This is a genomic window from Trichocoleus sp. FACHB-591, from assembly GCF_014695845.1.
Lineage (GTDB): Bacteria > Cyanobacteriota > Cyanobacteriia > FACHB-46 > FACHB-46 > Trichocoleus.
In genome coordinates this window covers 1-25,291 of sequence record NZ_JACJPA010000093.1, presented here as the reverse complement: position 1 = coordinate 25,291, position 25,291 = coordinate 1, and the positions used below count along the sequence as shown (strand labels likewise).

The window sequence follows — 25,291 nt, the reverse complement described above, 5'->3', positions numbered from 1 at the left end:
TTAGACTGTGCTTTAGGCAACACCATAGCTTGTGTAGGGGCGCTTACAAGCAGGGTGCATCTCCAAAACGATGTCTTCTTTCGGGATGCCCATATCAATGAGTTCTTGCCCAACATTGATGCCAATGGTATTTTGCTAGAGCTAGATTTTGTCGTCTTTGATGTCGAAGAGGAGGACGGTGTGATAAACGCGGTTTAAGCCTTTCCAGCTGATGCGCATCAGTTGACAGCAATTTTATTTAATCTGAAAAGCAAATATAAAATTAAAGATTACAATGGATTTTGCAACTTTTCTAACGGATAAATGTATTGCTTATCATAACATTCTTGAGGAACTGGTATTGCTCCTATAATAATTGACTCATGAGCTACGTTGACATAGCCACGTTCAATCTCAAAACTAGATATTGATTTTACTTCAAGAATGCATGAATGCTGATTAGCCAAGTCTTTTAGCTTTAATGATGCTTTTTCCCATTGAATAGGAAACGCTACAACTCTGGGGATAACACCAGCTAAACAATAGGCAATATTCTTAGCATTTTTAAGAAAAAAAGACGATAGAAAAGAAGAAAATCCCGGAGAAGTGTCCTTCTCATATACAAGAGTAGTTTCTATATCATATTTCAGAAGAACCTCTTTAAATTTCTCTAGGTTTTCCTTAGCTCCACGTACTGTAATTAAGAAACTCCATTCATCAATTATGTACTGCTTTACAAGACCTAGAGAAGAAGGATTACTAGCGTAACCTCCTTCTAGACTTAAAACCTCACATTTAAAGAATCCATATATTTTAAAGAGCCTTTTTTCTTTCCACCTTTGAATACTCATTTTGTAAGAGGCTGCTCTTTCAAAATCATAATCGCCCGGATCAAATTGATAACGAGGATTATTGTGATCGCATAGTGGGACAATTATTATTCCCTCAATATAGTTAATCTTTCTTATTAAATTCCAGTATCTTTCATTTACTATGCCTCTCATTCTAAAGCTCTCCGTTTTATAAACTTCCTTCGGATACTTGTATTGAATCTAGGATTAAGCCAGCTCAAATTGTAGTAGAGAAGCCTATTTTTAAGATATTTCATGTCACACCTTCCTTCCTACTCACTTATCAATCTTATTTTTCCTGTAAGAAGCTCTTGCATCATGCCTTGTTTGATAGATTGAGTCTTGGCGAGACGAGCTTCTAAGGCGGCGATTTCGGCATCCATATCAGAAAGAACTGTGGCGATCGCCTGTTGTTCTTCTATAACTGGAAGAGGAAGAGTGAAGGCTTTTACATCTTGGCTAGTAATATTAGGATCTTTCCGGCTGCTGCTAGCCACTGATTTCCAGTGCTCAACTCGATAATTTAGAGTTGTCAACAAATATTCAGAATCTAGCTTGTTAGGCTTTGCTTGAATAGCTACTAGAGCCTGATTAACAGCAGCAGGAACACGTATCAATCCCGTTCTTCCGATCTGGTTAAAACCACCATACATAGCCACTAACACTGTCCCAGATGGATATATTTGAAGGCAAGTTTCCTCTAGTGCTGCCTTCGTAACTTTCTCTTCAGTTGTTGTAATTTGTGAATTATTTAGATCTGTAGTCTTTACCCAATAATATTCACCATTTCGGAAATACCGGTCTTCTTGCGACCTCGATGGTGTGGTTCCGCTTGAGAGCTTTGTAACTAGATCCAAACAGGAAACATCCCAATCTTCAGGGATTAAGCCAATCTCGGTTGACTTATAATCCTTACATTCACCAAATCCTGGTAGGCGTTTTTTGCCTGTGAGGAGTTGCTGCATAGCAGCGGTTTTGATTGCTCGTTTTTTGGCGATGAACTTATCTAGTGAAGCAATCAAGGCATCTACATCAGATAGGGCTTGGGCGATCTTTTCTTGTTCAGAGACCGTAGAAGGTAGAACAACAATAAGTTCTTTAATATTCTTTAACGATAAAGATTTGTATCCAGAGCCGTACGAGCCATCTTCTATTTGTTGCTTTACATAACCTGAATTTAAGGCGTAGTACAACAAACGTGGTAGAGTTCTGGATTCTATAACAACTGTATTCTGTCCTAGACAGAAAGGCTCATCTGTTTCAACAAAGCTAGTAATTCCATAGCTACCAACTCTGCTGAGAACTATATCTCCTCTCTTGGGCCTGTAACTTCGAGTAAATTCTTCAAATACAGCATCAGAGACTTTTAGAGTTTCATCTAGACACAAATCACCAGGTTTAATATCTGCAACCCTAACCATTGAGTAGCCATTTTCACAGAACTTTGGTGTTTGATGAAGGGAATCAATAATCCTAGCTTTTTCACTGAGCTCACTGATTTCCCAATCTTTAGGAATTACCCCAACTTCCGTCTGTTTATAACCGTTCCTTACCATACCAACCCCATCTTCTTCAGATGCTCATCCACTCGGCTCGATAATGCCTCAACATCCTGCACCAACTGCGGCAACGGTTCCGCATAGCGCTCCTCCAGCAGCTTCACCCGGTTCGCCAACTGCTGCGTCACCCGCTCAATTTCTGCCTGGATTGCCGCTTTCAGGGTTGCTTGCCACTTGTCATCCACCACCAGCGTTTTAATCTCGGACTCCATCAGCTTTGGGTACTGAGCCAATACCGCCTTGTCTAGTGCTGTTTGGGAATCCTTCACCGCTTTTTTCGCCTCAGCCTCTCGGTCAAACAAATCAAGGCATTGCTTCAAAATTGTCCGTTCTTCCTTAGCGCTAGCATCGCCTTTTAGCTCCTTCAGCCGAGCCGCAACACTGGCCTTCGTCACCTTACCCACATCCGTTTGGGCATCACTCAGCAACCCCTCTTCGCCGCTGTGCTCCTCAATTAACGCTTCTAACTCTTGGCCGAGAGTATCCAGGTTAGCCTGTAGCTCATCAATATAAGCTTGTTTGTCAGCAAAGTAGCGAGCAACGATCAGACTCGGCGGGATCAAGTCTGCCTTGTATTTCCGCTTGTCGATCACCAAATCAGGTGTTTCCTTCAGCTTCTCGCCCTTCTTCGCGACCAGTTCTCGCAGCGTTTTCCCCGCTTCCCAGCCATCTTGCACCAGTACATAGACATCGTCCTGCATCGTCTCGGCCCAGTAGTCCATCAACAACTGGTAAATGTCGTACTTGTCTAGCAAATCCGCGTCGGCAAAGCGAGCCAACAAGTCTTCAGACAACAGCGCAATTAGCTCCTTTGGTTTGTCACCTTTAGTGATCCCCTTCAAGCGGGCATCGTGCTCCTTGCACCAGTCGGTGTAAAGATTGAGTGCGCGATCGGCAAAGGCAGCAAACTCTGGATGATTGAGAATCGTCGCCTTTACTTGGTTCGCTGGCACCAAACTGCTGCTGTAGCCAGGGCGATCGCCGGGTGCAAACAGCGTACTCCGCACCGTCGGAAACACCTGCCAATAAGCTTGTAGCGCATCAATATCAGCATTGGGAATGCCGCCATTTAGGTGAGCATTGAGGTCGTGTAAGTCCTCCGGCTCGCTAGAGTCGATATAGCGGGGAATGTTGAGGTTATAGTCGTTCTTCTCAATTTCTTTGAAGCAGACCATGCGGCTGTAGCGAGGCAGCTCAATCTGGCGGTTAAAGACATCAACGATTTTGTGAATGTCCTGGCTCCGCAGACGGTTCTTATTTCCGTCTTTCATAAAGCCCTTGCTGGCATCCACCATAAAAATGCCGCTACGGCTGGAGGCTTCTTCCTTATCAAGGACGATGATGCAAGCCGGAATACCCGTGCCATAAAACAGGTTGGCAGGTAGGCCGATGATGCCCTTGATGTAACCCTGCTGCACTAAGTTTTGCCGAATCCGTGCCTCTGCGTTGCCACGAAACAACACGCCATGAGGCAGAATCACCGCTGCCTTACCCGTGCTCTTCAGCGACTTGAGAATATGCAGCAAAAAGGCATAATCACCGTTCTTATCTGGCGGTGTGCCATACTCAAACCGCTCAAACTCGTCATTCGCTAGATTGATCCCGTTACTCCAAGACTTGTAAGAGAACGGCGGATTAGCAACCGCAAAGTCGAAGGTCTTTAGACTGCCATCGGAGTTTTTCCAGTGAGGTGCTGCCAGCGTGTTGTCCTTCCAGATTTCTGCCGAGGTATTGTCGTGCAGGATCATGTTCATTCGGGCTAACGCAGCAGTGGCATTGTCCATTTCTTGCCCAAAGATCGAAAGACCTCGCGGGGCTTCTGCTGCTACCTTGAGGAGTAGCGATCCCGAACCGCAAGTTGGGTCATAAACCGATTGATCCTGCTTGGTCTCAGTGGTGATCCCCACCACCTTCGCTAGCACCCGCGACACCTCCGCTGGCGTGTAAAACTGCCCCTTACTCTTACCCGACTCGGTCGCAAAGTGCCGCATCAGGTATTCATAGGCGTCTCCTAGCAGGTCATCACCCTCAGCTCGGTTAGCACTCAGATCGATGCCATCAAAAATCGCTACCAAGTTAGACAGGCGATCGACCATCTCCTTGCCCTTGCCTAGTCGATCCTCATCGTTGAAGTCGGCAACATCAATTACGCCCTTGAGTCCATTCTCTTCCGCGATCGCCCCAATAATCTTGTTGATTTTATCGCCAATTTCCTTATCACCCTTCAACGCCACCATGTCCTTAAACGAGCCGCCTTCAGGCACGACAATCATGGCGTAGGGATCACCCGCATACTTGTCAGAGACGTACTTCATGAACAGTAGCGTCAGCACATAATCCTTGTACTGCGAGGCATCCATGCCACCCCGCAGTTCATCACAACTCGCCCAAAGTGAGCTATAAAGTTCAGTCTTTTTGACAGCCATGCCGAGCTTTAGCCAACGAAAATCAAGAGCTTCAGAACAGAGGGCATAATGACTGGTGCCATTTGCAGCCAGCGAGCACGCCAACAGTTAATGTTACCCCCTGGTGTAGCCCAGTAAACATTGACACCTCAAGCGATACGAAGCTTAAAGCGCCCAAATCACAATACCAGTAAAGATTGAAGCTAGTTGTCTTACTTCAAGGCCAGCACAAAGCAGCGCTAAAATCTTACAATGCCCAAACCAGATCACCAACCTTTAATATCGAGGCTTGCAATCAGAGAAGTTTAAACATTCACTATCAAGAAAACCAGCCAGCGCCATCTCAAGTACAGCCTCTACCGGGTAATCAATCTCAGCCGCTCGCCGCTCAAAGGCTTCTCTAATATGGTCAGGTAGCGCCACTAAAATCATGCGGGCCACAACTGGACTGAGATGCTCTGTTGTTTCTTGTTCAACAATCGGCGGCATAGCTAGTCCCTCATAGGTATGCGAGCATTAAACGGTGGCTTGCTAGCTTGAAGAATAATACGCTCTAACTCCGATGATAGCGCTCGCCATTGCATGAAGTCGATAGCATGACTCGCGATCGCCACGTCCCTATGGTCATAATCCGCCAGCCACGACCAAGTTAGAGCTTTGTGCCCGCCTCTAAATCGTTCCTTAATATCTTGAGCTTTGCCTACGTATAACAAACCCTCAGTCCGGTGCCTGACTGCATAAATACCTGGCCTTGTGGTCATCTCGGCAAAATCTCTGCTAATCGGCACACATTCTGAAAAAGGGACTTCGGTCAAAGCATTGAGAATAGTCAGTGCTTGTGCTTCAGCGTCCGTCATAGCTCACAACTTTTCTGCAATCACGGTGCCTACTTGTCTTCCAACTCGGCGATCGCCTTTTCAATATCCCGCATCATCCGCTTCACACGGCCTTGTAGACCTTTAATAGCCGTACCAGGTTCATCATATTCATTAGCTAAAGTGGCCCATTTTTGTAGACTAACTAGTGCTCGATTCAAAACTAGGACATCTGTCCGGGTTTGCTTGTCCTGGTTTTGTTCATCATTTTCTGTGGAGGCATCAAGGACATCATTCAGATACCGCCTGACCTGCCTGATTGACTTGCCAATGATTAACTCCAGAGCAGGGCGTAAGGCTTTTTCTCCCTTCTTAGGCTTTCCAGGTGCATCTCTATATCCTGCGGCCCTCAACCGATCTGCGATCGCCCTAACTTCAGTTGGCGTATAGTCTCTGCGCTTTTCATTCTCAGTCGCCTCGATAGCAAGCGCTTTGTCCGGTTCAGTCTCACTATCAAAATCGTAGCGCCGGATTGGAACTTGCCCATCTGGAAACTGTTTGGCAAAAGATTCCGAGTCTTGCTCCCGTAATAGTGCGATTGCGGCTCGTCGATGCCCTCCTGCTAATAGCCTGCCCCGACTATCCACTGCAATGGGAGCGATCAGCCCTACAACCGCAATACTATCGGCTAATGCTTCGATATGGGCAGGATTCAGTGGACGGGTATCACCATCCACTCGATCTATGATGCTATCCACAGACAGAGTGGCGGTTGACGATGGTGTGTCTGCACCTCTACTCTTCGCGATCGCTAATGCCCCAGTCAACTTGCTGACGCTCATTTTGTTCCCCAACCCTTCCAGATTTCTTTACCTAAAGCCTGATAGTCACTCCACGCAGCAGCAGCAGCGTCACCACGTAAATCTGAAACTGGTAACCCTTCTAATGCCGAATCCTGGTAAATGGTTCTGGCTTTAATACCTGTATTAAACACCTTCAGCCCTGCCTCGTTAAGTGCTTCCCTAGCATTTACCTCTCTTTTGAGGCCTCGGGTGGGTAGCATGGTTAGAAGGATTCGGTATTGATCGTCAGACAGCGATTGTAAAACACTAACCGTCGCGATCGTCGCCTCTAACGAAAATATAGAAATTTCAGAAGGAATTATCAGCAAATCACTAGCAGAAGCCAACGGTAATAGTTCAGTTGAATCAGTACGGGCAGGAGTGTCAACAATTAAATGCTCAAAGTTTGATGGCTCCTCATCACCATCCATGACAGTAAATGCTGCTCTCTGCTGCCCACGTTCATACCAGCTCAATGCACTACGGTTAGGGTCTCCATCCAATAGCACAACTTTGCTGTCTTTCCGACGCTTGCCTAAATATTGTGCTAGATGCAGAGCTGTTGTCGTCTTACCTACACCACCTTTAAAGCTTGCGATCGTAATAATCATAGTTTTGAGCTTACAAACAACGGTTTAGACCTTTACACAAGAGAACGTTAGGAAGCATTGATAATCTCTTTACCAAATTTAGGAAGAGTTTAGTAACTCTGTTACCTGTAGTCTGCTTGACTGACAAAACTAAAAAGCTGGAAAGCGTTTCAGGACAATAAATTCACGATTAAAACACTGATCCTGTTGTCGTTGAGAAGCGATCGCAGGCTGCGGGTCCGGTGCACTCGATAGAAACCGAAAAAGAGAGATTCTTCATTGTTGAGTCAGTGCTAAACGAATCCAATTCCAGCCCAACTTGAGATAACTCATGCCCCGATTCCAGTGAGCATCGACTAAACGGCGCTGGCCCGATGTCACCACCTGAGTGCCTTGCAAAACTGGAAACAGCATGGTCAGCGCAATCACCCCACACAGTTGAGTCAGTGCAAACTTGTCCCGCAGGCGTGACGCTTCTAGGTTGAAGCCATTGGACTTCAGGTCCAAAAAGGATTCTTCCATTTGGAACCTTAATCGGTATTGGGCAAACGTTTGTAAAGTGGTGGGTTCATCGCTAACTACCACCCAATCTTCATCAGCATCTTGGTCATGAGCAAAGGCCAGGTAAACATTGCCATAGGGTTTCTTTTTACCCAGAGACACAGCTGGGGTGAAGTAGGCTTGACCTTTTTGCAGTCGCACCGATGAAACCCGGTGTTAACGACCTGCGAGTTGAAACTGGAACGAGCCTTTGATGCGGATACGGAAATGCCAACCCAAGGTCTGGGTGAGATACTTCATCAACTTACCATCTGCAAGACCTCGGTCTGCGAGCAATACGACTGCGACTCCCTCAGGCATCAACCGCGCCGACTGCCGCAGCATCCATTGAATTGTCTACAATCGCACACTGCTGCTGGATTGGGCAACGACTCTCCAGGCAATGGGAAGGGTTCGTCCTCGATACACAACCCCGACCCATACCAGGCAGAAGCAATTCCATAGCACTGTGGTGTCCAAGCTCAAATAGATCCGCTTGTAGCTCCATTGAGACAAGGCTTGAGCCATCAGCACCTGATGCACGCTTGCCACCATCGCGCCAGAAGTCTTGGCATTGAGTCAGATGATCATGCAACGCATCATAGAGACGGGAATTAGGAGCCATTGGTTTTGCTAATGGGTGTGGTAACTTATCAGCTTAAAACAAGCTCCTCTTCCCTCTTATCTTTCGTTTCAATCACTCAGACTTTTGTCAGTCAAGCAGACCTGTAGTACTGAATCAATCTAGAGAGTTGGTTTTAATAGAATTAAGGCTTTACTGGGCAGCATCGCTGCGAATTTCAACAATATGTCAATGTAACTTGCTGTCACTTAAGAGAAATTGGTGATGTTCCAGACCTGTGTAGCAGGGTGGTTGAATCTTGCTTCTGAAGATAGCTTCTGAAAGACCATCCCTAGGGCTAGAAGATCATCGGCAAGCGATAGTTCTCCATGTTGATGATAGCGCTTAGACTAAGTGTCTTGTAAATACGATTACAGCCACTCTGGAGCCACGACCACTAGACTATTGAGTGCAACACAAAAGGTCTCTCTTAATGTGTCTAGTCAATTAAATTAGGATTGCTATAGTAGCCTTTTTGACGCGATCCTTGGCGAACTAGTTCTGTCATGGCATCACTTAAACCTGAAACAGGCTCTGGCGCTTTCAATGAAATTAGAATATCTTGGCTCATTGTGTATCTCATTTGCTGGTGATTTTTGGTTTTCGGCAGGATACACCCTTCTTTATCCATTCTTTAACTAAATGTCACAAATAACATAGCTTGCAGCTTCGCTTATATTCATTAATCAATTAGAATTCCAAGCCCAAAGAATGAGTCCTAGTGCAAGTGCAATCATAAGTCGAAACAGCACTTGCGGATTTTGAGTTGCTATAAAGATTATCAAAGTATGAAGAACTAAACCAATAATCAACCCGACTAAGGCAAGACGGACAAAGGTAAAGGCTTTTTTACGACGCTTGGTCTGCTTTAGACTGACCAATTCTTTCAACAACTCGGCCACCTTAGGACTGTTCTCCCCCGAGTGGCGTTTAGTTATATCTAAGGATTGTCGGAGGAAAGATTCAGACTCATTGTAGCGATCCTGATTCTTATACAACCTGGCTAAGTTACCTAGCAATATGTTCATACTAGGATGATCGTTTCCCAATCGGCATTTAGCGATGTGGATAGCTTGCAAGAAGAGAGGTTCAGCTTCACTATAACGATCTTGGGCCTTATATAAATTGGCCAAATTGTTTAGCTTTGGTATTATCTCACGATGGTCATCCCCCAGCCGTCGTTTAGTCACCTCTAGGGATTGCAAGAAGAGAGGTTCAGCTTCACTATAGCGGCCTTGATCCTTATATAAATTGGCCAAATTGCTCAGCACCACTGCGGTCATGGGATGGTCATCCCCCAGCCGTCGTTTAGTCACCTCTAGGGATTGCAAGAAGAGAGGTTCAACTTCACTATAACGATCTTGGGCCTTATATAAACAGGCTAAGCTATTTAAGACTCTAGCTGTAATAGGATGGTCATCCCCCAGCCGTCGTTTAGTCACCTCTAGGGATTGCAAGAAGAGAGGTTCAGCCTCACTATAGCGGCCTTGATCCTGATATAAATCGCCCAGAGTGTTTAGCTTCGGTATCATCTCGAGATCATTATCTCCCGGAAGGCGTTTAGTAATTTCTAAGGATTGCAAGAGGAGAGGTTTAGCCTCACTGTAGAGGCCTTGGTCCTTATATAAATTGGCTAAATTGTTGAGATTCTTTGCCACCAAAGCATGGTCAGCTCCTAGATGGCGTTTAGTGATTTCTAAGGATTGCAAGAGGAGAGGTTTAGCCTCACTGTAGAAGCCTTGATCCTGATATAAATTGGCTAAAGTGGTAAGTATTGTTGTTAAGCCAAGATATTCTTCCCCAAAGCGTTCTCTCAAAACTGCTAATCCCTGCTCTGCCCACGTTTGAGCTTCGGTATAAAGGGCTTGGCCATTATAAAAGTAAACTATCCCCCTAAATAACGGCTCTAACAACTTATTGGGGATTTGCGTCAAAGACTGCTTCACTAAGGCGACTATGTGAGGGACAGCTGGGGCAAGCCGGGCAATGTCTTCCAACAACAAAACATAGGGAATTTCTTTAGCGAACCCGGCTATTCCTTGTATATAGCTTTGTTGCCAAATGTCTTGGTTAGGGTGGTTTTGTCGCTGTGCCGTAAAAAACTCTCTTATTAAAGGATGAAGTTGAAGAGTTACCTTATTAACTTTTTGTAGCAGGCTCTGCTGGTATAGCAGAGTCTTTGCTAATGTCAGAGATGTTTCTTCTAGATCGGTCTCAGCAACGACTTGGTTCACAAGTTCCCAAGGAATTTCTCCAGGAGCAAAGAAGCTAAGAATCTGGGCTAGCTGCTGGGCAACCTCATTCAATTGCTGCCAACTCAAGTTAAAGGCAGCTAACACCCCCCGCTGATTTGCCATCATATAAGTAGTTTGAGACATGAGGTACTGGTCTTGCAGTGCCAGGGATTGACTAACCTCCGCGACAGATAAAAAGGGATTGGTGGAGAAGTAACGCCCAACTAACTCAAGCCCCAGTGGTAAGCACCCCAAAGCTTCACATAGAGCTGTGGCCGCTACATATTCTTTCTCAATACGGCTTCCAGCCAAGGTGGCCAATAGCTCTAGTGCATCTTCTAAGTGCAGTACATTCAGTGGAAACTCACAAAAGCTAGCATCCAATCCCTGTTGTCGTGTAGTGATTAAAATTCGAAACCGGGGAGACAACAAATCCAGCAAAGGTTTGCAGTCTAGAAGGTTGAACACATCATCTAACACTACCAAGACATTCCCTTCAATCCACCAATTGGACACATACCAAGTCACAGAGTCTGCGATGCTAAGGGGCTGCTGGACTAATTCTTCAGTCAACATCATACCCAACCGCAATTGACAATACTGGATGAGTTGGGTCAGCAAATCCCCTGCTCGAGTATTCAGCCAGCAAATGCCACCGGGATAAACATCTTGATAACGGTTAGCGTATTGAATCGCTAGCTCACTCTTTCCCAACCCTCCCATCCCTACAATAACCACAACTCTCTGGTAGTATTGCTGAAACTGGGTATGAAGACTTTCCAAGACTTGGATTCGCCCTACAAACTTACCCGTTCCAATAGGACTATTATTAGGAATGCTAGTCGGCTTTTCACGGGGAGCAGCGTAATAGTGTGTCTCTTGACGAATACTACCAACCGACAGATTTCCTCCAACATTTAAGTCAGTTAGTAGATTCTGATTTACCTTGGATTGAGATCCGGGTTGGTTAGATTCCACAGCACATTTTTCTATTTGATTTAGAATCTATTTGACTTTAAGTCTGGCTAACATCGCCTAAATCGATGTTACCTGCATCAACATCAGTCAGCATTTCCTGAATAACTTGAGTCGCGGATGCATCCGCCTCTTGCGTCAAACTTTGAGCCTTAATTGTTTGGGCCTTAACTCCCTTTAACATCACCTGCTGCACAACCTTGTTTTGAAAGGTTGAAGGCAATTGAGGACGAACTTCTGAGTCCAGAGTATTAATCAAAGTAGCAATCTCTGGTTCTGCCGTAGCCAAAGCTTCAACCTTTCCAGTTAACACGGGCAGACCAAAGACATCCGGTGTGTCATTAATTAATGCTGGAGCACTTTCAGCTGCCTCTAAAAGCGCTGCCGTTTCAGGTGCTTTGGCCCTTAACAGTCCCTTCAGGTTGCTAACTTGCTCCCAAACTTTACTCCCTAGGTCAGGAAGCTTTTCTCCCAGAGATGCACCTAGTTTTTCAACCATCTTGGTAACAAGCAGTGTGGCAATTGCCGCGGCAGTTAGAGGTTCCATATCAGAGCAAAGTAACTATTACCCTTCTAGGATATGACATCAATGCTTTTTCAGTTAAAGTCTGTGTCCAGTTATACACTCTGTTGACTTTAACGCCATCTCTTAGGCACACCTAAGACCGTATTACAAGACGGGTAAATCATACTCCAATAGGTATTGGAGCATACAACACAAAACTAGCATGAAAAATTACAAAAAAATCATACGCATGAGATATTTCTTCTAATTGCGGGAATTATCTCTAAGAAGCACAAAGTTATAACTGCAATTTTAGTAAGTAGGAGAAAATCAAGTGGAGCCAACAACTCTCGTAATTACTGGAGCTGTTACAGCCTTAATTATTGAAGCTTCCAAAGAAGCCGGTAAATCAATCGCCAAGCTAGGTACTGATCTAATTGGAAAGCTGGTTTGTCTTATCCGTTATCAGTTTAGATCAGCACAAATTGAAAAAGTTTTAACTGAGGTACAACAGGAGCCAAATGAAACTAACAAAATTATTTTTTCAAATATGCTGTCGGTCCAATTATCTAAAGACAAGAATTTTGCCAACTCAATCATTGAATTACTTAGACAAATTAAAGCTACAGACGATCAGAGAATCCAAAGTATTTTAGTTGATCTTGAAGCAAAAGGAAATATTGAGATTAAAGGTGTAGTTCAGAGATCACATCACGGCTCTAGTAGTAACCAGGAAGCTCTGAAAAATATCAAAGGGAAAAATATTAGGATTGAAAATATTACTCAAGAAAACTAAGTCTAACAGAATACCCGGCTGTAAACCATAAAATTACTTAAACATCATGAATAAGAGAGACCGCAAATACACAAGCCAAGGCAAAAAAAATAGGAACTTATTCTCAAAAGAGATAAATCAGGAGGCAGTGAAAAATATTTCTGCTGATGGCAATAGCAAGATCCATATTGAAGGTATTCATCAGCATGTGGGAGATGTTTATGAGACTATCAACCATCATACCCGGAAGCATGGATTTGAATTCTTTAAACGTACAAACCTCAAAACTTTTACGTATCCTTATTTCCCATCTTTAACTTGCCTTGATGAAATCATTGAGAGTCTTTATGAAGATCAAATTGTAGTAATAGGTGGTAGCCATCCAGATAAGTTGCCCTTGGCATTACATCTCGCTGTTAATCTTCAGGAATCGACTTTTACTTCTACTAGCAGTGAGATTTACGAGTGGGAATCAACGTCGGATAGTAAAGGGCTTATTGCCGCGATTCGGGAAGAAATCAATGGCATAGAGCCTACAGATAAAGAAGTTAACAGAATCTTTGTTTTATTTCAATTGAGTCATCAGAACGTTGAATTAAGTGCATTAAGAGAACTTGTTGACGAACACAAAATTTTTATTATTGCAACGACAGAAAACCCGTATGAAAAATGGAGCTTGAGCCAGTCAGAAAACAGATTATGGCTTGATTCAAATCATCTTTCATATGAACCAGATGTTTTGGCTGAATCGGCGATCGAGCGCATCCCTGAGGGGATTACTATTAGTGTCGAAATGAAAGCAGAACTCCGTACGTTAGTTGCTGAGAAACTAAGCACGGTAGCAGCTATAGATATCTGTATTGACTGGTTAAGAGTCTGTAAGAAACCAATTTCTTCAAGTGACCTAGATGCAGCTATTCAAAATGCTAAAGAGGACAAGAAAGAGCGGTTAAAAAGATGGTTCCGAACCTTAAGTTCACGAGAGCAACTACTCGCAATAGGAGTCTCGTTGTTCAATGGACTATACACTGACCAGTTTTTCGCTGCCTTGGAGCGAGTGGTTGAGAACGTATGGCAGCAAAGAGATCCCTCTCTTCGAGCGCTTGATCATTGCGATTTAGAAAATCTAGGTAACTATTGTGAGTTTTCGGAAGTAACGAAAGGTGATGATTTTGTACTTCGTCGTCTTAATGTAAAAGACCCTGAAGCTGGGAAGTTGCTTCTCTGCATCGCCTGGGAAAGTCATCGTAGGCAAATTATTACAGCTTTAGAAGAGATTATCGAGATTATCGACAATTCTGCTCAGGAGAATTTTCCTAAGCTCTCGGATTACCAGCTATATGGTAATGATGTACTTCGAGAACGACTTTACGAAGGAACTAGTAGAGCATTTGCTGACGTTGGGTTAGTAACAGCTGAAGCAACTGCACCTGTACGAGATCTCTTAATAACGTTGGCATCAAATAATGAGTTTATTGTTCAGGATTTTGTGGCTACGGTACTAGCTTATTGGTATCAAGGCGATTCTGATAAATTCCTAAGAACGCTCCGCTTTTTTTATGACTTTTCCACTAATAGTTTATCCAATCAAGAAGATTCACACTCTCTTAATCGCCGAGATTATGTTGGAGCCACAGTCGCTCTTGCGATTAGCTATGCATCCTTAAATGACCCACCCAACCAATTGCATCCACATCTTTGTGATTGGTTAGTGACATTATCGAATAGCAAAAATCCTTTAATCCGTGTCTATTTTGCCCTTCATACTCTCGGCTACGTAGTACCAGAACACTTACTGCAGATTCACCCAATCCTCAAAGAAATAGCAGAAAGGCAGAGCGATCTAAGTCTTGCGATCGCTGACAGCCTTGCCACTGCATATAATAACTATCCCGACGAGGTTCCAGAGTGCCTAAAAGCATGGACTCAGGACCGCACAAAAATTACTTTACTCTGCGCTGTTGCTAGAACCTATGGCCTCATAAATTGCGGCATCTACCCCAGCAATCTTACGCCCGAATTCGCATTTGAACAGCTTTCAAGCCTCTTGAGAGATGAGAAACGTATAACCGTTCGTGAAGCAGTAATTGAAGGGATGAGCAACCGGTTAAAGCAGAATTGCTTAATCATTGCTCCAATGTTATTGAAGCAGGTTGCTAAGTTTACAAAATCGGAGCGTAATCAATTCGTTTCTCACCTAACAAAAATCTATCTTGCACAACGTGCAGAGCTAACAGGTGGCGAAGGTTTCTGTGAGGTAAACAAGGTACGGTATCGAATTTGGATCAATACAAATCGCCCAGCTACTGAGATTGAAAATATTCTACTTCAATGGTTGGGACAAAGCCAGAATCGAACAGCTCAGCAAATTGCTACTCAAGCAGCGATCGAATTTGCCAAAGCACTAGATATAGGCGAAGAGACCGAACTCAATCGGTTGAGGAGCCTGAAATCTTCGTCGGTGCATCAGGATGAAGACGTGCAATTCGACAATCAACAACCTTGGCATGACAACTGGTTAGCACCTGTTGCTGCTTGGCTAGTTACCCTACAAGAAAAGGTTTATCAACCTGTTGTGCAGAATATTTTGCCTGAAGCTCTCATTCACCATGAAGATCACCGAGCAGGCATGAACTTTGTACTTCGCAAGTGGGAGCAATCACCAAAACAATTTATTGGTGATGCTCACAGCCTGAGACTTAAACCGACCGCTACTGCTCTACGGCGGGGACTATGGGTGATGGACAATAAAGTACCCTTAATGCTCGTCGGTGTGGGAGCCTCCGTTTTGGGGGTTATGACAATCCAAACAGCTGGCCAAGCGGTTGGCAATCAAATCACAAGCCTTCTACCGAGAACACCTAAATCAGGCCTTTCTTACCCAGACAATCCATCGGTAGCAAGGGTAATTGATGGAGGAATTTCTATGGTTGATGCTGTAGGAGTTCAAGATAAGGATTCCCCAAATTTTGATCAAGGCGAACTACAAGTCAAATTCACAGTCAACAGTACTCCAGATGATCTGCTCTCCATTCTCAATAAAGGTAGAGAAGTCGGACAAATTGGTGTTAGTGGTAACCAAGTTCTGTATAGTGGCAAGCTAATTGGCTCTTTCACAGAGGGTACCAGCGAAAAGCCTCTAAGAGTGGCATTAAACTCTGAAGCTACACCTGAAGCCGTTCAGGCCCTACTGCAGAATGTGGCTTATAAGCACAAATCTCCAATTGTTACTCCTGACTTTCGTACTGTTCAGTTCATACTTAGTGATGGTAACGGTGGAGTCAGCAAACCACTTACTCGCAACATCAGCCTGATAGCCAAGAACCAAATACCCACAATTGTTGCTCCTGAAAGTCTCAAAATTCGAGAATCCAGCGCTCTCACCTATGGAAAGGTGGAAATCAGTGATCCGGACAGCAAAATTGTTACAGTCCAGCTCAGCAGTGAAAACGGCATAATTGCCGTGAAAGGGGATATTCCAAAAGGACTTAAAACAGAAGAAATCGGAGGTAACAATAGCAAAATTATTGAACTAAAAGGGTCGCTTGAGAAAATCAAAGCAACCTTCGCAAATCCATCTGCAATTACATACAAGCCAAATACAGATTTCGCAGGGGATGACTCTCTCAAGATTACAGTTATTGATGATGGCCCAACCATCCAAGAAAAAACTGCATCATTGGTTTGGCCACCTGAGGCTCGACAACCTCAAGAAGCCAGCAAAGTTATCAAGATTTCTGTTATTCCTCGCAATCAGTTCCCTATTATCAATCTTCCAGACAGTAAAGCCGTTAATGAAGATAATGACTTAAGCATTGTTGGTATCTCAATCAAAGATCCAGACAGCAAAGGCGACAAAGAACCAGTTACTGTGACTCTGAATGTGCAAAATGGTTCGCTTAAAGTAAAGCCTAACGTTGCTGATGGGCTAAAAGCAGACAGTATCAATGGCAATTCATCCCCTGATTTAACCCTCAAGGGTACGATTGCTGCTATTAACGCAACTTTAGCAGACCCTGCCGCTATCACCTATAGTGGCAGGCAAGACTATAGCGGGACAGATTCCCTCAACATTCGGGTTGATGATGGTGGCAGAGGAGCAGAAGCGGCTTTATCAATTACCATCAATCCTGTTAATGATGCACCGGAAATAGGGGCTTCACAACCGGTTCAGCGTGCTCCAGAAGCTTTGTCTAGTACTTCTTCTCAAAGCGGCATTACTCAAGCAGCAGCACTTGACACAATTCGTAGCTATCTCCAAGCTAAACGAGAAATTTTTGCGCCACCGTTCTCGCGCGAACTAGCTGCACGTTACACCACAGGCGTTCTTTACAATGACATTGTTCAGCGTGGAAAAGCAATCGACTCCTTAAGTCAAAAAAATCAGTACTACCAGTATGGTAATCAACAAACCGAATTCTTAGGTGGGTTCAGATCCTCTAGCGATAAAGCATTCATTAATGTGTTGATTACTGAAGAAGTAACTCTTTACGAAAATGGGAGCATCAAAAACGCCGCTAGGAACAACCCTAAGAGCTATCAGTTTGAACTAAGGCTTGAGAATGGAGCCTGGAAAATCTTTGACTACAAAGATTTCCAATAGAACGCTGCTAATAGTACTTGTGTCGATCATGAAAAATTCCTTGCTCAAGCTTTGGCAGCGATGGTGGTTCCTATCTCTTGCAACTCTCATTTCAGTCGGCATCTGTTTGAATGCGTACATTGGAATACACCTTCCTTTGGAAAAACCATCAGTAAATTTCCAAACTACGTCTGTTTACACCGCTAAATCACACCAATTTAGTACCCTAAAACCCATCCCCTCTCAAAATCCTCAGCCCACTTCCAGCCCTAAAAACATACCAATAAATAGCGCTCCTTCACTAGGACATTTTCCTTATCAAGAGGGTAATTTTAGCAAAATGCTTTTTGTTGGTAGTTATGGCCAGAGAGAATATCAGCGGTTCGAGCGCTTGATGCCAGAGGCAGCCTTCGCGCTAATGAAGCTTACCAATGCTGCTAGAGATGAAGGCGTGTGGATTATCCCAGTTTCCTGCTTTCGCAATTCAGAGGATCAGCGCAAACTTTTTACAGCTCAGATACAGCGTCGAGGCTCTCGGGAGGCGGCTGCCAAGTCTAGTGCTCCGCCTGGCTATAGTGAACACCATACTGGCTATGCTCTGGATCTTGCTGATGGGCACTCTCCCCAACAAGATGTCTCACTGGAATTTGCTAAAACAGAAGCATTTAAATGGATGAATCTTCGTGCTAAAGAGTTTGGATTTGAACTTTCATTTCCAGAAAACAATTCTCAAGGAGTCAACTATGAACCTTGGCATTGGCGATTTGTCGGAACAGCAGAAAGCTCCGAAGTTTTTAGGCATCTTCACTAGTCACTTTAACCAGGAGATACTCACAGTCATACTTCAAAATTAACGTTTCAATCTTCCCATCACTTTACCTTAGCTTGAACCCTTTTTCAGTAGGGACTCCCCTATCTGTGAATGTCTAGATACTGCGTCGATGCTCAATACCGTAACTGATGTGGATGGGGCGCTTGCTCCCATAGTAGTACAGCGAATCAAACGGTAACTGCTGCTCTAGAGCCGACTCCACCAGTTGAGCGCTCTGCAACCTCACAATCCGAAAATCTTAGGCAGCAGCGAGGTGATCACAAAGCTCGATAAGTATTAGCACAACTCCTTAACCCATTCTTCAGTCCCTTTTCTAGTAGGCACTCCTCTGTCAGTAAAAGCCCAAACATTTTGCCGATCTTGAGGTCCATAGCTGATGTGGATGGGGCGATCGCTGCCATAGTAGTACAACGAGTCAAATGGCAATCGTTGTTCTAAAATCCACTCCACAAGGCGATCGCTCTCCAAACCTAGAATATAGAAATCGCAGGCTGCACCTAGGCGATCACAATAATACTTACCGTTTCGATTTACCTCATGGGCCATATGTTGATCGCGGCTTGGAGCAACACGACCATTTTTAATCGCCTCCACTGAGTCTTTTTGACTTAAAAGTCGCTTTAGATCTATTGAACAAAATCCATAAGTCAGATGAAATTGATTCCTACCAAAGTGCTCAATGAGTGGGTCAACAATGAGTTGACAAAGCATCTGTAACGATGGAATCGTTTCCTCAAGATTTTTGGGGTATGGGTCAATCCTATCCAGATACTTGCCATACGTTTGGGTGCAAGTGCAAAAATCCTCAAGGTTCAAGTATTTCCCCAATTTTGTTGATGCTAATAACGAATCTTGCATAAAAGTTTCTTAGGTATCTCTGAAGCTAGATGGGGTATAGCTAATAGAGTTGCCGATTTGCTGATGGGCAACGGTTGCAGTAAAAAGTACCTCCTGAGTACAAAGATTTCGATTGGCCTACGATCGTCCGGTAGCTAAGAGTATGGAGGGGAAGGCTGCTACCTCAAAAAAGCTGCTGATACCAAGGCTGAAGATCTTACTGATCATGATTGCCATTGCCACATTTAGCAGTCAATAGAAGGCTAACAAAAAGGCGAATTCCAAGCTATCTCTCTGAAAAAACAGTAAGGCTTAACAAAGCTCTAAACTCGAGAGCAACTGGAATTCAGGCAGAATCAGGGGGGAAATATCCTCTCAGCCATTGTTCTATTACTTCCGATCGACTACATTTCTGCTCATTCGATAGCTCTAGTAAGCGCGCTAAAGCAGTCGGAGTTAAGCAGAGGGTCACTTTTTGCTTCACTTCATCATGCATTAAAGGAACACCTCTAAGGCATTTCTGGCCTTTGTGACTCGGCTTTCTTGACCAATCAGAAGTTTTTACTTTTTTGCTCATTGGGTCAGGCTTCAGTTTGTCGTACTAACTAAAAAACTAAGGTTTTTTAGTACTCAGCGCTGAAACCATACTACCTTGAGGCGTTCTAAATATTTAAAGAGCTTTTTTTATATAGGTTTAGTTAATAAGGTGAACTGGCGTTATAAATAATCGTTCTAAATATTTAGAACGATTATTTATAACGCAAAGCCTGAAACCTATTGATATAAATGGTTTTGTGTTTAGTAAATATCTGGATGCCACTGACTAGCACCTATTTATTTACAGCAATTTATTCTATAATGCGTAAAACTCCTGGTTTTCGCATTATAAGCTGTGCTTACCTCTAGTTTGGATGAATAACTAGATTCAATCAAAATGATTGAGGGCGGTATTTATGACGGTAGTTTCTCCAAACGTTTTTGAAGTTTTTGAAGCCTACAAGCAGCATTCTTTAGCAATTAATAAAGCTGCTGATGTCTCAATGGCCCAAACTGCTTTGCTCCGCTTTACCAATCCAGGATGGGGCGGCCCCTCTCCCAAGGGAGCCAAAGCGACTACATTAGAGGTTAGTCTTGGTCTAGAGTTTCTGAAGCAGATCTCACTGCAACAATTTGCTGATTGTCTAGCTGTACAGCAAGAAGTATTTGAGAAGTTAAACATTCCTAAAGATAAGCAACGAACTCCCCGGTCTTATCTCAAAAAATTGTTGGACTGGGCGACAGAAACAAACTTATTGGGTAGCCAACAAACAGAAGCTGAACCGTCGGAGAAGTACTACTTTCAACGTCCCGATGGGGAACGTCGGACCTATGCTTACCAACTGAAACAATCAGGACGCCCTTATAGCCGAAAATTTATTCTTGATGACTCCGAGATTAAGACCAGCTTAAAACTAGAAATAGAAGCTTTTTGCAACTTTAGCAAGCAGCGTTTGAAAAATAGGGAACCTACAGTTGCAAAAAACTTGCAGCGGATTAAACAAATACTGGGATGGCTTCATCATCATCATCAGGTGCCCCTAGAAGACTTACGGTTCGAAATGCTGATTCGTTCCGTGCCTCTGCAACCAAAGCTTAAGAACTATAAAAGTGCCAATGGTGAAGTAGACATCCACCGCTACGCGATCGCAAAAGCTTTAGCCCAAGAGGAAGCCCAGGAAGCTGCAAGTGAAACCATTCGGTTGGTCAACAACTATTTCAGCTTTTTTTCTTTTTCAGCTAAGTCGAACGTTCTGGTCTTGCAAGCTCTAGTTAACACTGCAAAGTTTATTTATAGAGACGAGACTAACGAGGAGCTACATGACAACTTCGATGATATTCCCGTTATTCTACGGCTTCGCAAGCTTAGTTGTCATTACAGCGAGATTGGTAGAAATAGTCCTCATAGTGTGCCTTACGAGCAGAAAAGTGTCCCTTGGGAGCAAGTTTTTGAGGTGCTTAAACAGACTCAAAAGGAGGCAGATTTACACTTCTACTGGGCCAAAGATAGGAAAGTCAAACGCTCACCCACGGCCATCGCCAGAAGCGTACAAAAATTCCTTTTAGTTGCTTTTCTATCTTTGATTCCTCCGGATCGAAGTCGAACCTATCAAGAGTTGGAGGTGGGCAGGACGTTTGTTCTAGGTCATTACGATGGAGTCCGATTCACCCCGGTTCAGAAGATGAAAGACCCAGCTCAGGCGGAGTGGTGGATACATTTGATGCCTGAGGATTACAAAACTGGCGATATTTATGGGGAATATTGGGGCCTCATGCCAAACACCAAGCCAGGGCAGCTAGAAGGTGGCAAAACTCTTTATCGCTATATAGATGAGTGGTTAAACGAGCACCGCAAAGCCTTCAAGCCTGAACACAAGTGTTTCTTTACAGGCATGGTCGGACAGCAAATGGATGAAGAATGTTTGCGGAGCATTTTTCGAGAACTATTCTTCAAGTTCACTGGAGTCCCAGTCACTCCAAAGGAAATGAGAAGAATGTACGTGACTTATCTGAAAGAGCAGGGAGCCTCAGAAGCAGAATTGGAAGCAGCTGCCTATGCAATGCATCACGATCGCAAGATGCAGACTGAAATTTACAACCAACAGACTCAACAGAGCCGGATTGCGCCCATCTATAACTTCAATCAGCGTCTGCTGGGTAAAGTTCTTCAGGTTAGTTCGGAGGCTGAGTATCATTCGGTTCAGCCTCCGAACTAGCCGCACCTTGGCTCAGTACCTGGTCATGAGCGTGCTGTCCTTCTGATAGCTGCGAACATTGATGGGGTGATTGAAGCGTAGCTGTCATAGAATGCAATTAGGCTGAAACCCTTGCAGGAAAAGGGATTGCCAATAGTTATTCTGTACTAAGAATTTTTGGTATATCCCAAATCAATCTCCAGTCTTTAACGTAATTGCGTTGTTTCAAACCCCGGATTTGCTCTAATTGCATCTGGTGACAGCAACCCTTCAATCACCCCAATTAGCTCAAGAGGCTTGCATTAGGTTGGCTATAGATTACAGCTACTTGCTTAGCCTGACGTTTAAGCTATTTCTAAACTCGCAAATAATCAAGGCCCAGGACGCTCAATTTTAGGAAACGAGCATTCTACGGTTACTTTCAAATTACTTTTGGCCGTGCCCTTTGTTACGTAAGGCACCCCTGCTTCTCCACCGATCTCAATCCCAAATTCCAGAGTCACTTTATCTACATTGGCGATCGCCACCTTCTTAAAAGCATTGAGGGTGTAGGTTGTGTAGGCTTTGATGGTGCCTTCGATCGCTTGAAAACTTTGAGCCGCTGCCCTCTGTACATCTCTGGGATCAGTTTTCGGCCACCCCTTTTCATCTGCCCCCAAATCAGCCCGAGTCTTTTCCCGAGTCTCTTCTGTTGAGTCTGTCACTAGCGGAACTGTGACATCTTCGGAAGCTTCGATGTAGATGAGAGTGCCGTCATCAAGTTGGATGGGAGTAAGTTGGGGCATAACATTATCCGCTGAGCGAAAGGGGTAATGTAGATGATGTATCCATACTTTGGATAGAAATACTAGCCCCAAAATCAGATGTTATGAGCCGAGATGCCCTGGTTGTTGGGATTAACACCTATTCTCACCTGCCTGCACTGTCTAAACCTGCTGCCGATGCAGAGGCGATCGCACAATGCCTGGAACAGCATGGGGACTTCCAGAAGGTGCAACGACTACCAGAAGCAATCGACAACGGTAAAGAGAAGACCCCTGTTGTAGGCAGAAAACTTCCAGTTTCTCAGCTACAACTGAAGGAAGCTTTGAAGCAACTCTTCCTACTCAAAAGCCAACAGGCACCTGAAACGGCGCTATTTTATTTTTCTGGGCATGGCATCCCTGATACAGAAGGGTTTGACAAAGGATACATAGCCACTAGCAACACAGATCCTCGTAACCCTGACTCTGGAATCTCGCTTCGGTGGTTGCAGTGGCTCTTATCGGAAAGCCCGGTCAAACAGCAAATTGTTTGGCTCGATTGCTGCCATAGTGGGGCATTACTTGTTAATGTTGCAGCCGCTAATCCCGGCAACAGCGAAAGCCGCGATCGCTGTTTTGTTGCTTCCTCGCGTGACTTTGAAAGTTCCTGGGAAGACCTCAATAGCTCTTACAGCGTGCTCACCAAAGCCTTGCTAGAGGGGTTAGATCCGACTCGATTGCCAGGGCGATGGATTGATACCTTTGCTTTAGTCGATTACATCAACCAAGCACTTCAGGGTGGACTGCAAACCCCTGTCTGCACCAACTTTGGTGAAGCGATTAACCTGACAAGAACCTGGCAAGTTCCGGCTCAATCTACCCATGCCAACCAAATAGACAGTGGCATTTGCCCTTACAAAGGGCTAGAGTTTTTCGATTGTAATGACGAAGACCCCAAGTACTTCTTTGGACGTGATCGCCTGGTTGGGCAACTCCTCGATCACGTCAGAACCAACAATTTTTTAGCTCTGGTTGGGGCATCGGGGAATGGCAAGTCTTCGGTGCTGCGGGCGGGGCTACTTCATCAACTAAAACTCGGCCGACGCATTGCAGGCAGCGAGCGTTGGCGAATTCGGATTACTCGCCCTGACCAGCAACCGATGCAAAACCTAGCACTAGCCTTTGTAGATGAGGGTCTATCAGATCTCGATCGCGCAGAAGCACTAGGGCGTGTGACTGGATTACTGAATGAAGGAGCAGCTGGATTGCAACGCTTGGTACAAGCGTCTACAGCTCCGCGACTCATATTAGTTATCGATCAATTTGAGGAAGTGTTCACTCGTTGCGAGCAGATTGAAGATCGGAAACAGTTCTTGGCCTGCTTGATGGGAGCCCTATCAAATACGGACGATAGGCTGTGCATAATCATCGCCATGCGTGCCGATTTTGTTGGGAAATGTTTTGAGCAACCATACAGTGGTCTAGCCCAGCTGATTCAGCAACACCTACTCAGTGTGCTGCCGATGGAACCAGAAGAACTGAAGGAAGTGATTTGCAAGCCAGCAGCGCAAGTGGGACTGGAGATCGAACCCGCACTCGTGACAGAAATCCTCAACGACATTGCAGGAGCACCTGGTAGCCTGCCGTTATTGCAATACACGCTGAAAGAACTTTGGCAGCAACGACAAGGGAACCGAATCTGCTTGTCTACCTATCAAGACTTAGGTGGGATTAATGGGACGTTAGACAAACGGGCTACCGAGATCTACAACAGCTTTGAAGCAGCAGAACAGCAAACGGTTCAGTACATTTTTCAGCAGTTAACTCAGCTGGGTGAAGGGACAGAAGACACCCGTCGCCGCGTGTTTCAGACAGATTTAGTCGCTGAACCTCAGCATCCTCCAGCACGGGTGCAAGCAGTAACTGAGCAACTGTCTAGTCCTGAAAATCGCCTCTTGGTTACGAGTGAAGTTGTCAGCAAAGGAAATCAGTCAGAGCGGATGGCGATCGTGGATGTGGCGCACGAAGCCCTGATCCGACACTGGAACCTACTGCGACAATGGATTGAACAAGATCGAGACTTACTACGACAACAACGCAAAATTGAAGCCAGTGCGATGGCATGGCGCGATCAGGGACAGAAACAGGGGTATTTGTTAGATGGGCTACCCCTGACTGAAGCCCTTCACTTTGAGAAACAGCAGCGTCATCACTTTCCGCTATCCGACTCTGCTAAGGGGTTCATTCGGCAAAGTGTCAGACAACGCCGTTGGAATCGACTGAGAACAGCAAGTTGGTTGATTATCCCAGCCTTAGTGGTGGTGGGAGTGGTCGAGTACAATCTGCGTGAATCCAATGCCAAAGCAGATTTGGCACGATTAAATCCAGAAGGAACGTACGAGGAAAAACAGGCCGTTCGAGCGTTAGTACAAGGATGTGAGACGCAAAAACAAATGAAGTGGCTACCGCCCTACTTGGCTGAACGTCTCTTTGGAAACTGCCGTTCTCTTAGGCAAGCACCGTTAACAAAAGCCAAGCTCAGCTCCGCCAAGCTCAACTCCGCCGACCTTATCTCCGCCAAGCTCAACTCCGCCGACCTTAACTCCGCCAACCTCAGCTCCGCCAACCTCAGCTCCGCCGACCTCCGCTCCACCGACCTCCGCTCCGCCAACCTCAGCTCCGCCAACCTCAGCTCCGCCGACCTTAACTCCGCCAACCTCAGCTACGCTAACCTCCGCTACGCTAACCTCCGCTACGCTAACCTCATCTCCGCCGACCTCATCTCCACCAAGCTCAGCTCCGCCGACCTTATCTCCGCCAAGCTCAGCTCCGCCGACCTCAGCTCCGCCGACCTCAGCTCCGCCAACCTCCGC

General features: G+C 44.9%; 23 protein-coding genes. 6 read left to right on the top strand and 17 right to left on the bottom strand.

Annotated elements, in window-relative coordinates; translation table 11 throughout:
- Positions 1 to 12: 12 nt before the first annotated feature.
- Positions 13 to 87 (bottom strand): hypothetical protein, encoded by a 75-nt coding sequence (locus H6F90_RS31580; RefSeq protein WP_370588037.1) that lies wholly within the window; start codon positions 85 to 87, stop codon positions 13 to 15.
- On the opposite strand from H6F90_RS31580, the gene H6F90_RS30765 reads away from it, so the two are divergent.
- On the top strand, positions 55 to 198 hold the full coding sequence (locus tag H6F90_RS30765; protein WP_242024512.1) for a hypothetical protein: 144 nt from the start codon (positions 55 to 57) through the stop codon (positions 196 to 198). The two genes, H6F90_RS31580 and H6F90_RS30765, sit on opposite strands and share 33 nt — an antisense overlap.
- 71 nt (positions 199 to 269) lie before the next feature.
- Here the strand turns inward: H6F90_RS30765 and H6F90_RS17060 are convergent, their stop codons facing one another.
- The 13 genes from H6F90_RS17060 to H6F90_RS17005 form a co-directional block, all read right to left on the bottom strand.
- On the bottom strand, positions 270 to 983 hold the full coding sequence (locus H6F90_RS17060) for a hypothetical protein (RefSeq protein WP_190553546.1): 714 nt from the start codon (positions 981 to 983) through the stop codon (positions 270 to 272).
- A 119-nt stretch (positions 984 to 1,102) separates the two neighbouring features.
- Positions 1,103 to 2,386 (bottom strand): restriction endonuclease subunit S, encoded by a 1,284-nt coding sequence (locus H6F90_RS17055; RefSeq protein WP_190553545.1) that lies wholly within the window; start codon positions 2,384 to 2,386, stop codon positions 1,103 to 1,105.
- Positions 2,380 to 4,815, bottom strand: a complete 2,436-nt coding sequence (locus tag H6F90_RS17050; protein WP_190553544.1) for a type I restriction-modification system subunit M — start codon at positions 4,813 to 4,815, stop codon at positions 2,380 to 2,382. Before H6F90_RS17050 ends, H6F90_RS17055 begins: the two co-directional genes overlap by 7 nt.
- A 255-nt stretch (positions 4,816 to 5,070) precedes the next feature.
- Positions 5,071 to 5,283, bottom strand: coding sequence for a hypothetical protein (locus H6F90_RS17045; protein ID WP_190553543.1), 213 nt, complete (start codon positions 5,281 to 5,283; stop codon positions 5,071 to 5,073).
- A gap of 2 nt (positions 5,284 to 5,285) precedes the next feature.
- Positions 5,286 to 5,651 (bottom strand): GIY-YIG nuclease family protein, encoded by a 366-nt coding sequence (locus tag H6F90_RS17040; protein WP_190553542.1) that lies wholly within the window; start codon positions 5,649 to 5,651, stop codon positions 5,286 to 5,288.
- Between the two features lie 29 nt (positions 5,652 to 5,680).
- On the bottom strand, positions 5,681 to 6,451 hold the full coding sequence (locus H6F90_RS17035; RefSeq protein ID WP_190553541.1) for a ParB N-terminal domain-containing protein: 771 nt from the start codon (positions 6,449 to 6,451) through the stop codon (positions 5,681 to 5,683).
- The gene (locus H6F90_RS17030) at positions 6,448 to 7,062 is read right to left on the bottom strand and encodes a ParA family protein (RefSeq protein ID WP_190553540.1); all 615 of its coding nucleotides are present in this window, start codon (positions 7,060 to 7,062) and stop codon (positions 6,448 to 6,450) included. Before H6F90_RS17030 ends, H6F90_RS17035 begins: the two co-directional genes overlap by 4 nt.
- Positions 7,063 to 7,317: 255 nt before the next feature.
- Positions 7,318 to 7,743 carry a hypothetical protein gene (locus H6F90_RS17025; RefSeq protein ID WP_190553539.1) on the bottom strand — a complete coding sequence of 142 codons (426 nt, stop codon included), beginning with the start codon at positions 7,741 to 7,743 and terminating at the stop codon, positions 7,318 to 7,320.
- Between the two features lie 15 nt (positions 7,744 to 7,758).
- Positions 7,759 to 7,902, bottom strand: a complete 144-nt coding sequence (locus H6F90_RS17020; RefSeq protein ID WP_190553538.1) for a hypothetical protein — start codon at positions 7,900 to 7,902, stop codon at positions 7,759 to 7,761.
- Positions 7,895 to 8,206 carry a hypothetical protein gene (locus H6F90_RS17015; RefSeq protein ID WP_190553537.1) on the bottom strand — a complete coding sequence of 104 codons (312 nt, stop codon included), beginning with the start codon at positions 8,204 to 8,206 and terminating at the stop codon, positions 7,895 to 7,897. The genes H6F90_RS17020 and H6F90_RS17015 overlap by 8 nt, the downstream gene beginning before the upstream one ends.
- A 436-nt stretch (positions 8,207 to 8,642) precedes the next feature.
- On the bottom strand, positions 8,643 to 8,774 hold the full coding sequence (locus tag H6F90_RS31165; RefSeq protein ID WP_255525012.1) for a hypothetical protein: 132 nt from the start codon (positions 8,772 to 8,774) through the stop codon (positions 8,643 to 8,645).
- Between the two features lie 115 nt (positions 8,775 to 8,889).
- Positions 8,890 to 11,415 carry a tetratricopeptide repeat protein gene (locus tag H6F90_RS17010; protein ID WP_190553536.1) on the bottom strand — a complete coding sequence of 842 codons (2,526 nt, stop codon included), beginning with the start codon at positions 11,413 to 11,415 and terminating at the stop codon, positions 8,890 to 8,892.
- A 37-nt stretch (positions 11,416 to 11,452) separates the two neighbouring features.
- Complete coding sequence (locus tag H6F90_RS17005; RefSeq protein ID WP_199295985.1) at positions 11,453 to 11,911, bottom strand: hypothetical protein; 459 nt, start codon at positions 11,909 to 11,911, stop codon at positions 11,453 to 11,455.
- A gap of 340 nt (positions 11,912 to 12,251) precedes the next feature.
- On the opposite strand from H6F90_RS17005, the gene H6F90_RS17000 reads away from it, so the two are divergent.
- From H6F90_RS17000 to H6F90_RS16990, 3 genes are read left to right on the top strand one after another with little or no spacing between them, the layout of a single operon-like run.
- Positions 12,252 to 12,713: a hypothetical protein gene (locus H6F90_RS17000; protein ID WP_190553534.1), complete on the top strand. Its 462-nt coding sequence runs from the start codon at positions 12,252 to 12,254 to the stop codon at positions 12,711 to 12,713.
- Between the two features lie 46 nt (positions 12,714 to 12,759).
- Positions 12,760 to 17,295 carry an IMS domain-containing protein gene (locus H6F90_RS16995; protein WP_190553533.1) on the top strand — a complete coding sequence of 1,512 codons (4,536 nt, stop codon included), beginning with the start codon at positions 12,760 to 12,762 and terminating at the stop codon, positions 17,293 to 17,295.
- Positions 17,296 to 17,323: 28 nt separating this feature from the next.
- Entirely contained in the window at positions 17,324 to 18,085 is a 762-nt protein-coding gene (locus tag H6F90_RS16990; protein ID WP_190553532.1) for a D-alanyl-D-alanine carboxypeptidase family protein, read from the top strand.
- A gap of 115 nt (positions 18,086 to 18,200) precedes the next feature.
- Here the strand turns inward: H6F90_RS16990 and H6F90_RS31160 are convergent, their stop codons facing one another.
- Positions 18,201 to 18,326, bottom strand: a complete 126-nt coding sequence (locus H6F90_RS31160) for a hypothetical protein (protein ID WP_255525011.1) — start codon at positions 18,324 to 18,326, stop codon at positions 18,201 to 18,203.
- 56 nt (positions 18,327 to 18,382) lie between these two features.
- Complete coding sequence (locus H6F90_RS30760; RefSeq protein ID WP_242024511.1) at positions 18,383 to 18,700, bottom strand: hypothetical protein; 318 nt, start codon at positions 18,698 to 18,700, stop codon at positions 18,383 to 18,385.
- Between the two features lie 1,196 nt (positions 18,701 to 19,896).
- On the opposite strand from H6F90_RS30760, the gene H6F90_RS16980 reads away from it, so the two are divergent.
- Positions 19,897 to 21,696 (top strand): hypothetical protein, encoded by a 1,800-nt coding sequence (locus H6F90_RS16980; RefSeq protein WP_190553530.1) that lies wholly within the window; start codon positions 19,897 to 19,899, stop codon positions 21,694 to 21,696.
- A gap of 350 nt (positions 21,697 to 22,046) precedes the next feature.
- On the opposite strand, the gene H6F90_RS16975 is transcribed toward H6F90_RS16980, so the two are convergent.
- Positions 22,047 to 22,460, bottom strand: coding sequence for a CU044_2847 family protein (locus H6F90_RS16975; protein WP_190553529.1), 414 nt, complete (start codon positions 22,458 to 22,460; stop codon positions 22,047 to 22,049).
- A gap of 83 nt (positions 22,461 to 22,543) precedes the next feature.
- Here H6F90_RS16975 and H6F90_RS16970 point away from each other — a divergent pair.
- Positions 22,544 to 25,291: pentapeptide repeat-containing protein (locus H6F90_RS16970; protein WP_190553528.1), on the top strand; the 2,748-nt coding region annotated here is incomplete at its 3' end.

Coding starts and splice junctions, on each gene's coding strand:
- H6F90_RS17050 (WP_190553544.1), bottom strand. CDS start 4,815: ATGGCTGTCAAAAAGACTGAACTTTATAGCTCACTTTGGGCGAGTTGT.
- H6F90_RS17045 (WP_190553543.1), bottom strand. CDS start 5,283: ATGCCGCCGATTGTTGAACAAGAAACAACAGAGCATCTCAGTCCAGTT.
- H6F90_RS17005 (WP_199295985.1), bottom strand. CDS start 11,911: ATGGTTGAAAAACTAGGTGCATCTCTGGGAGAAAAGCTTCCTGACCTA.
- H6F90_RS16975 (WP_190553529.1), bottom strand. CDS start 22,460: ATGCCCCAACTTACTCCCATCCAACTTGATGACGGCACTCTCATCTAC.
- H6F90_RS17055 (WP_190553545.1), bottom strand. CDS start 2,386: ATGGTAAGGAACGGTTATAAACAGACGGAAGTTGGGGTAATTCCTAAA.
- H6F90_RS17035 (WP_190553541.1), bottom strand. CDS start 6,451: ATGAGCGTCAGCAAGTTGACTGGGGCATTAGCGATCGCGAAGAGTAGA.
- H6F90_RS31165 (WP_255525012.1), bottom strand. CDS start 8,774: ATGAGCCAAGATATTCTAATTTCATTGAAAGCGCCAGAGCCTGTTTCA.
- H6F90_RS17030 (WP_190553540.1), bottom strand. CDS start 7,062: ATGATTATTACGATCGCAAGCTTTAAAGGTGGTGTAGGTAAGACGACA.
- H6F90_RS17015 (WP_190553537.1), bottom strand. CDS start 8,206: ATGGCTCCTAATTCCCGTCTCTATGATGCGTTGCATGATCATCTGACT.
- H6F90_RS16995 (WP_190553533.1), top strand. CDS start 12,760: ATGAATAAGAGAGACCGCAAATACACAAGCCAAGGCAAAAAAAATAGG.
- H6F90_RS17060 (WP_190553546.1), bottom strand. CDS start 983: ATGAGAGGCATAGTAAATGAAAGATACTGGAATTTAATAAGAAAGATT.
- H6F90_RS17040 (WP_190553542.1), bottom strand. CDS start 5,651: ATGACGGACGCTGAAGCACAAGCACTGACTATTCTCAATGCTTTGACC.
- H6F90_RS17020 (WP_190553538.1), bottom strand. CDS start 7,902: ATGCCTGAGGGAGTCGCAGTCGTATTGCTCGCAGACCGAGGTCTTGCA.
- H6F90_RS16980 (WP_190553530.1), top strand. CDS start 19,897: ATGACGGTAGTTTCTCCAAACGTTTTTGAAGTTTTTGAAGCCTACAAG.
- H6F90_RS16990 (WP_190553532.1), top strand. CDS start 17,324: ATGAAAAATTCCTTGCTCAAGCTTTGGCAGCGATGGTGGTTCCTATCT.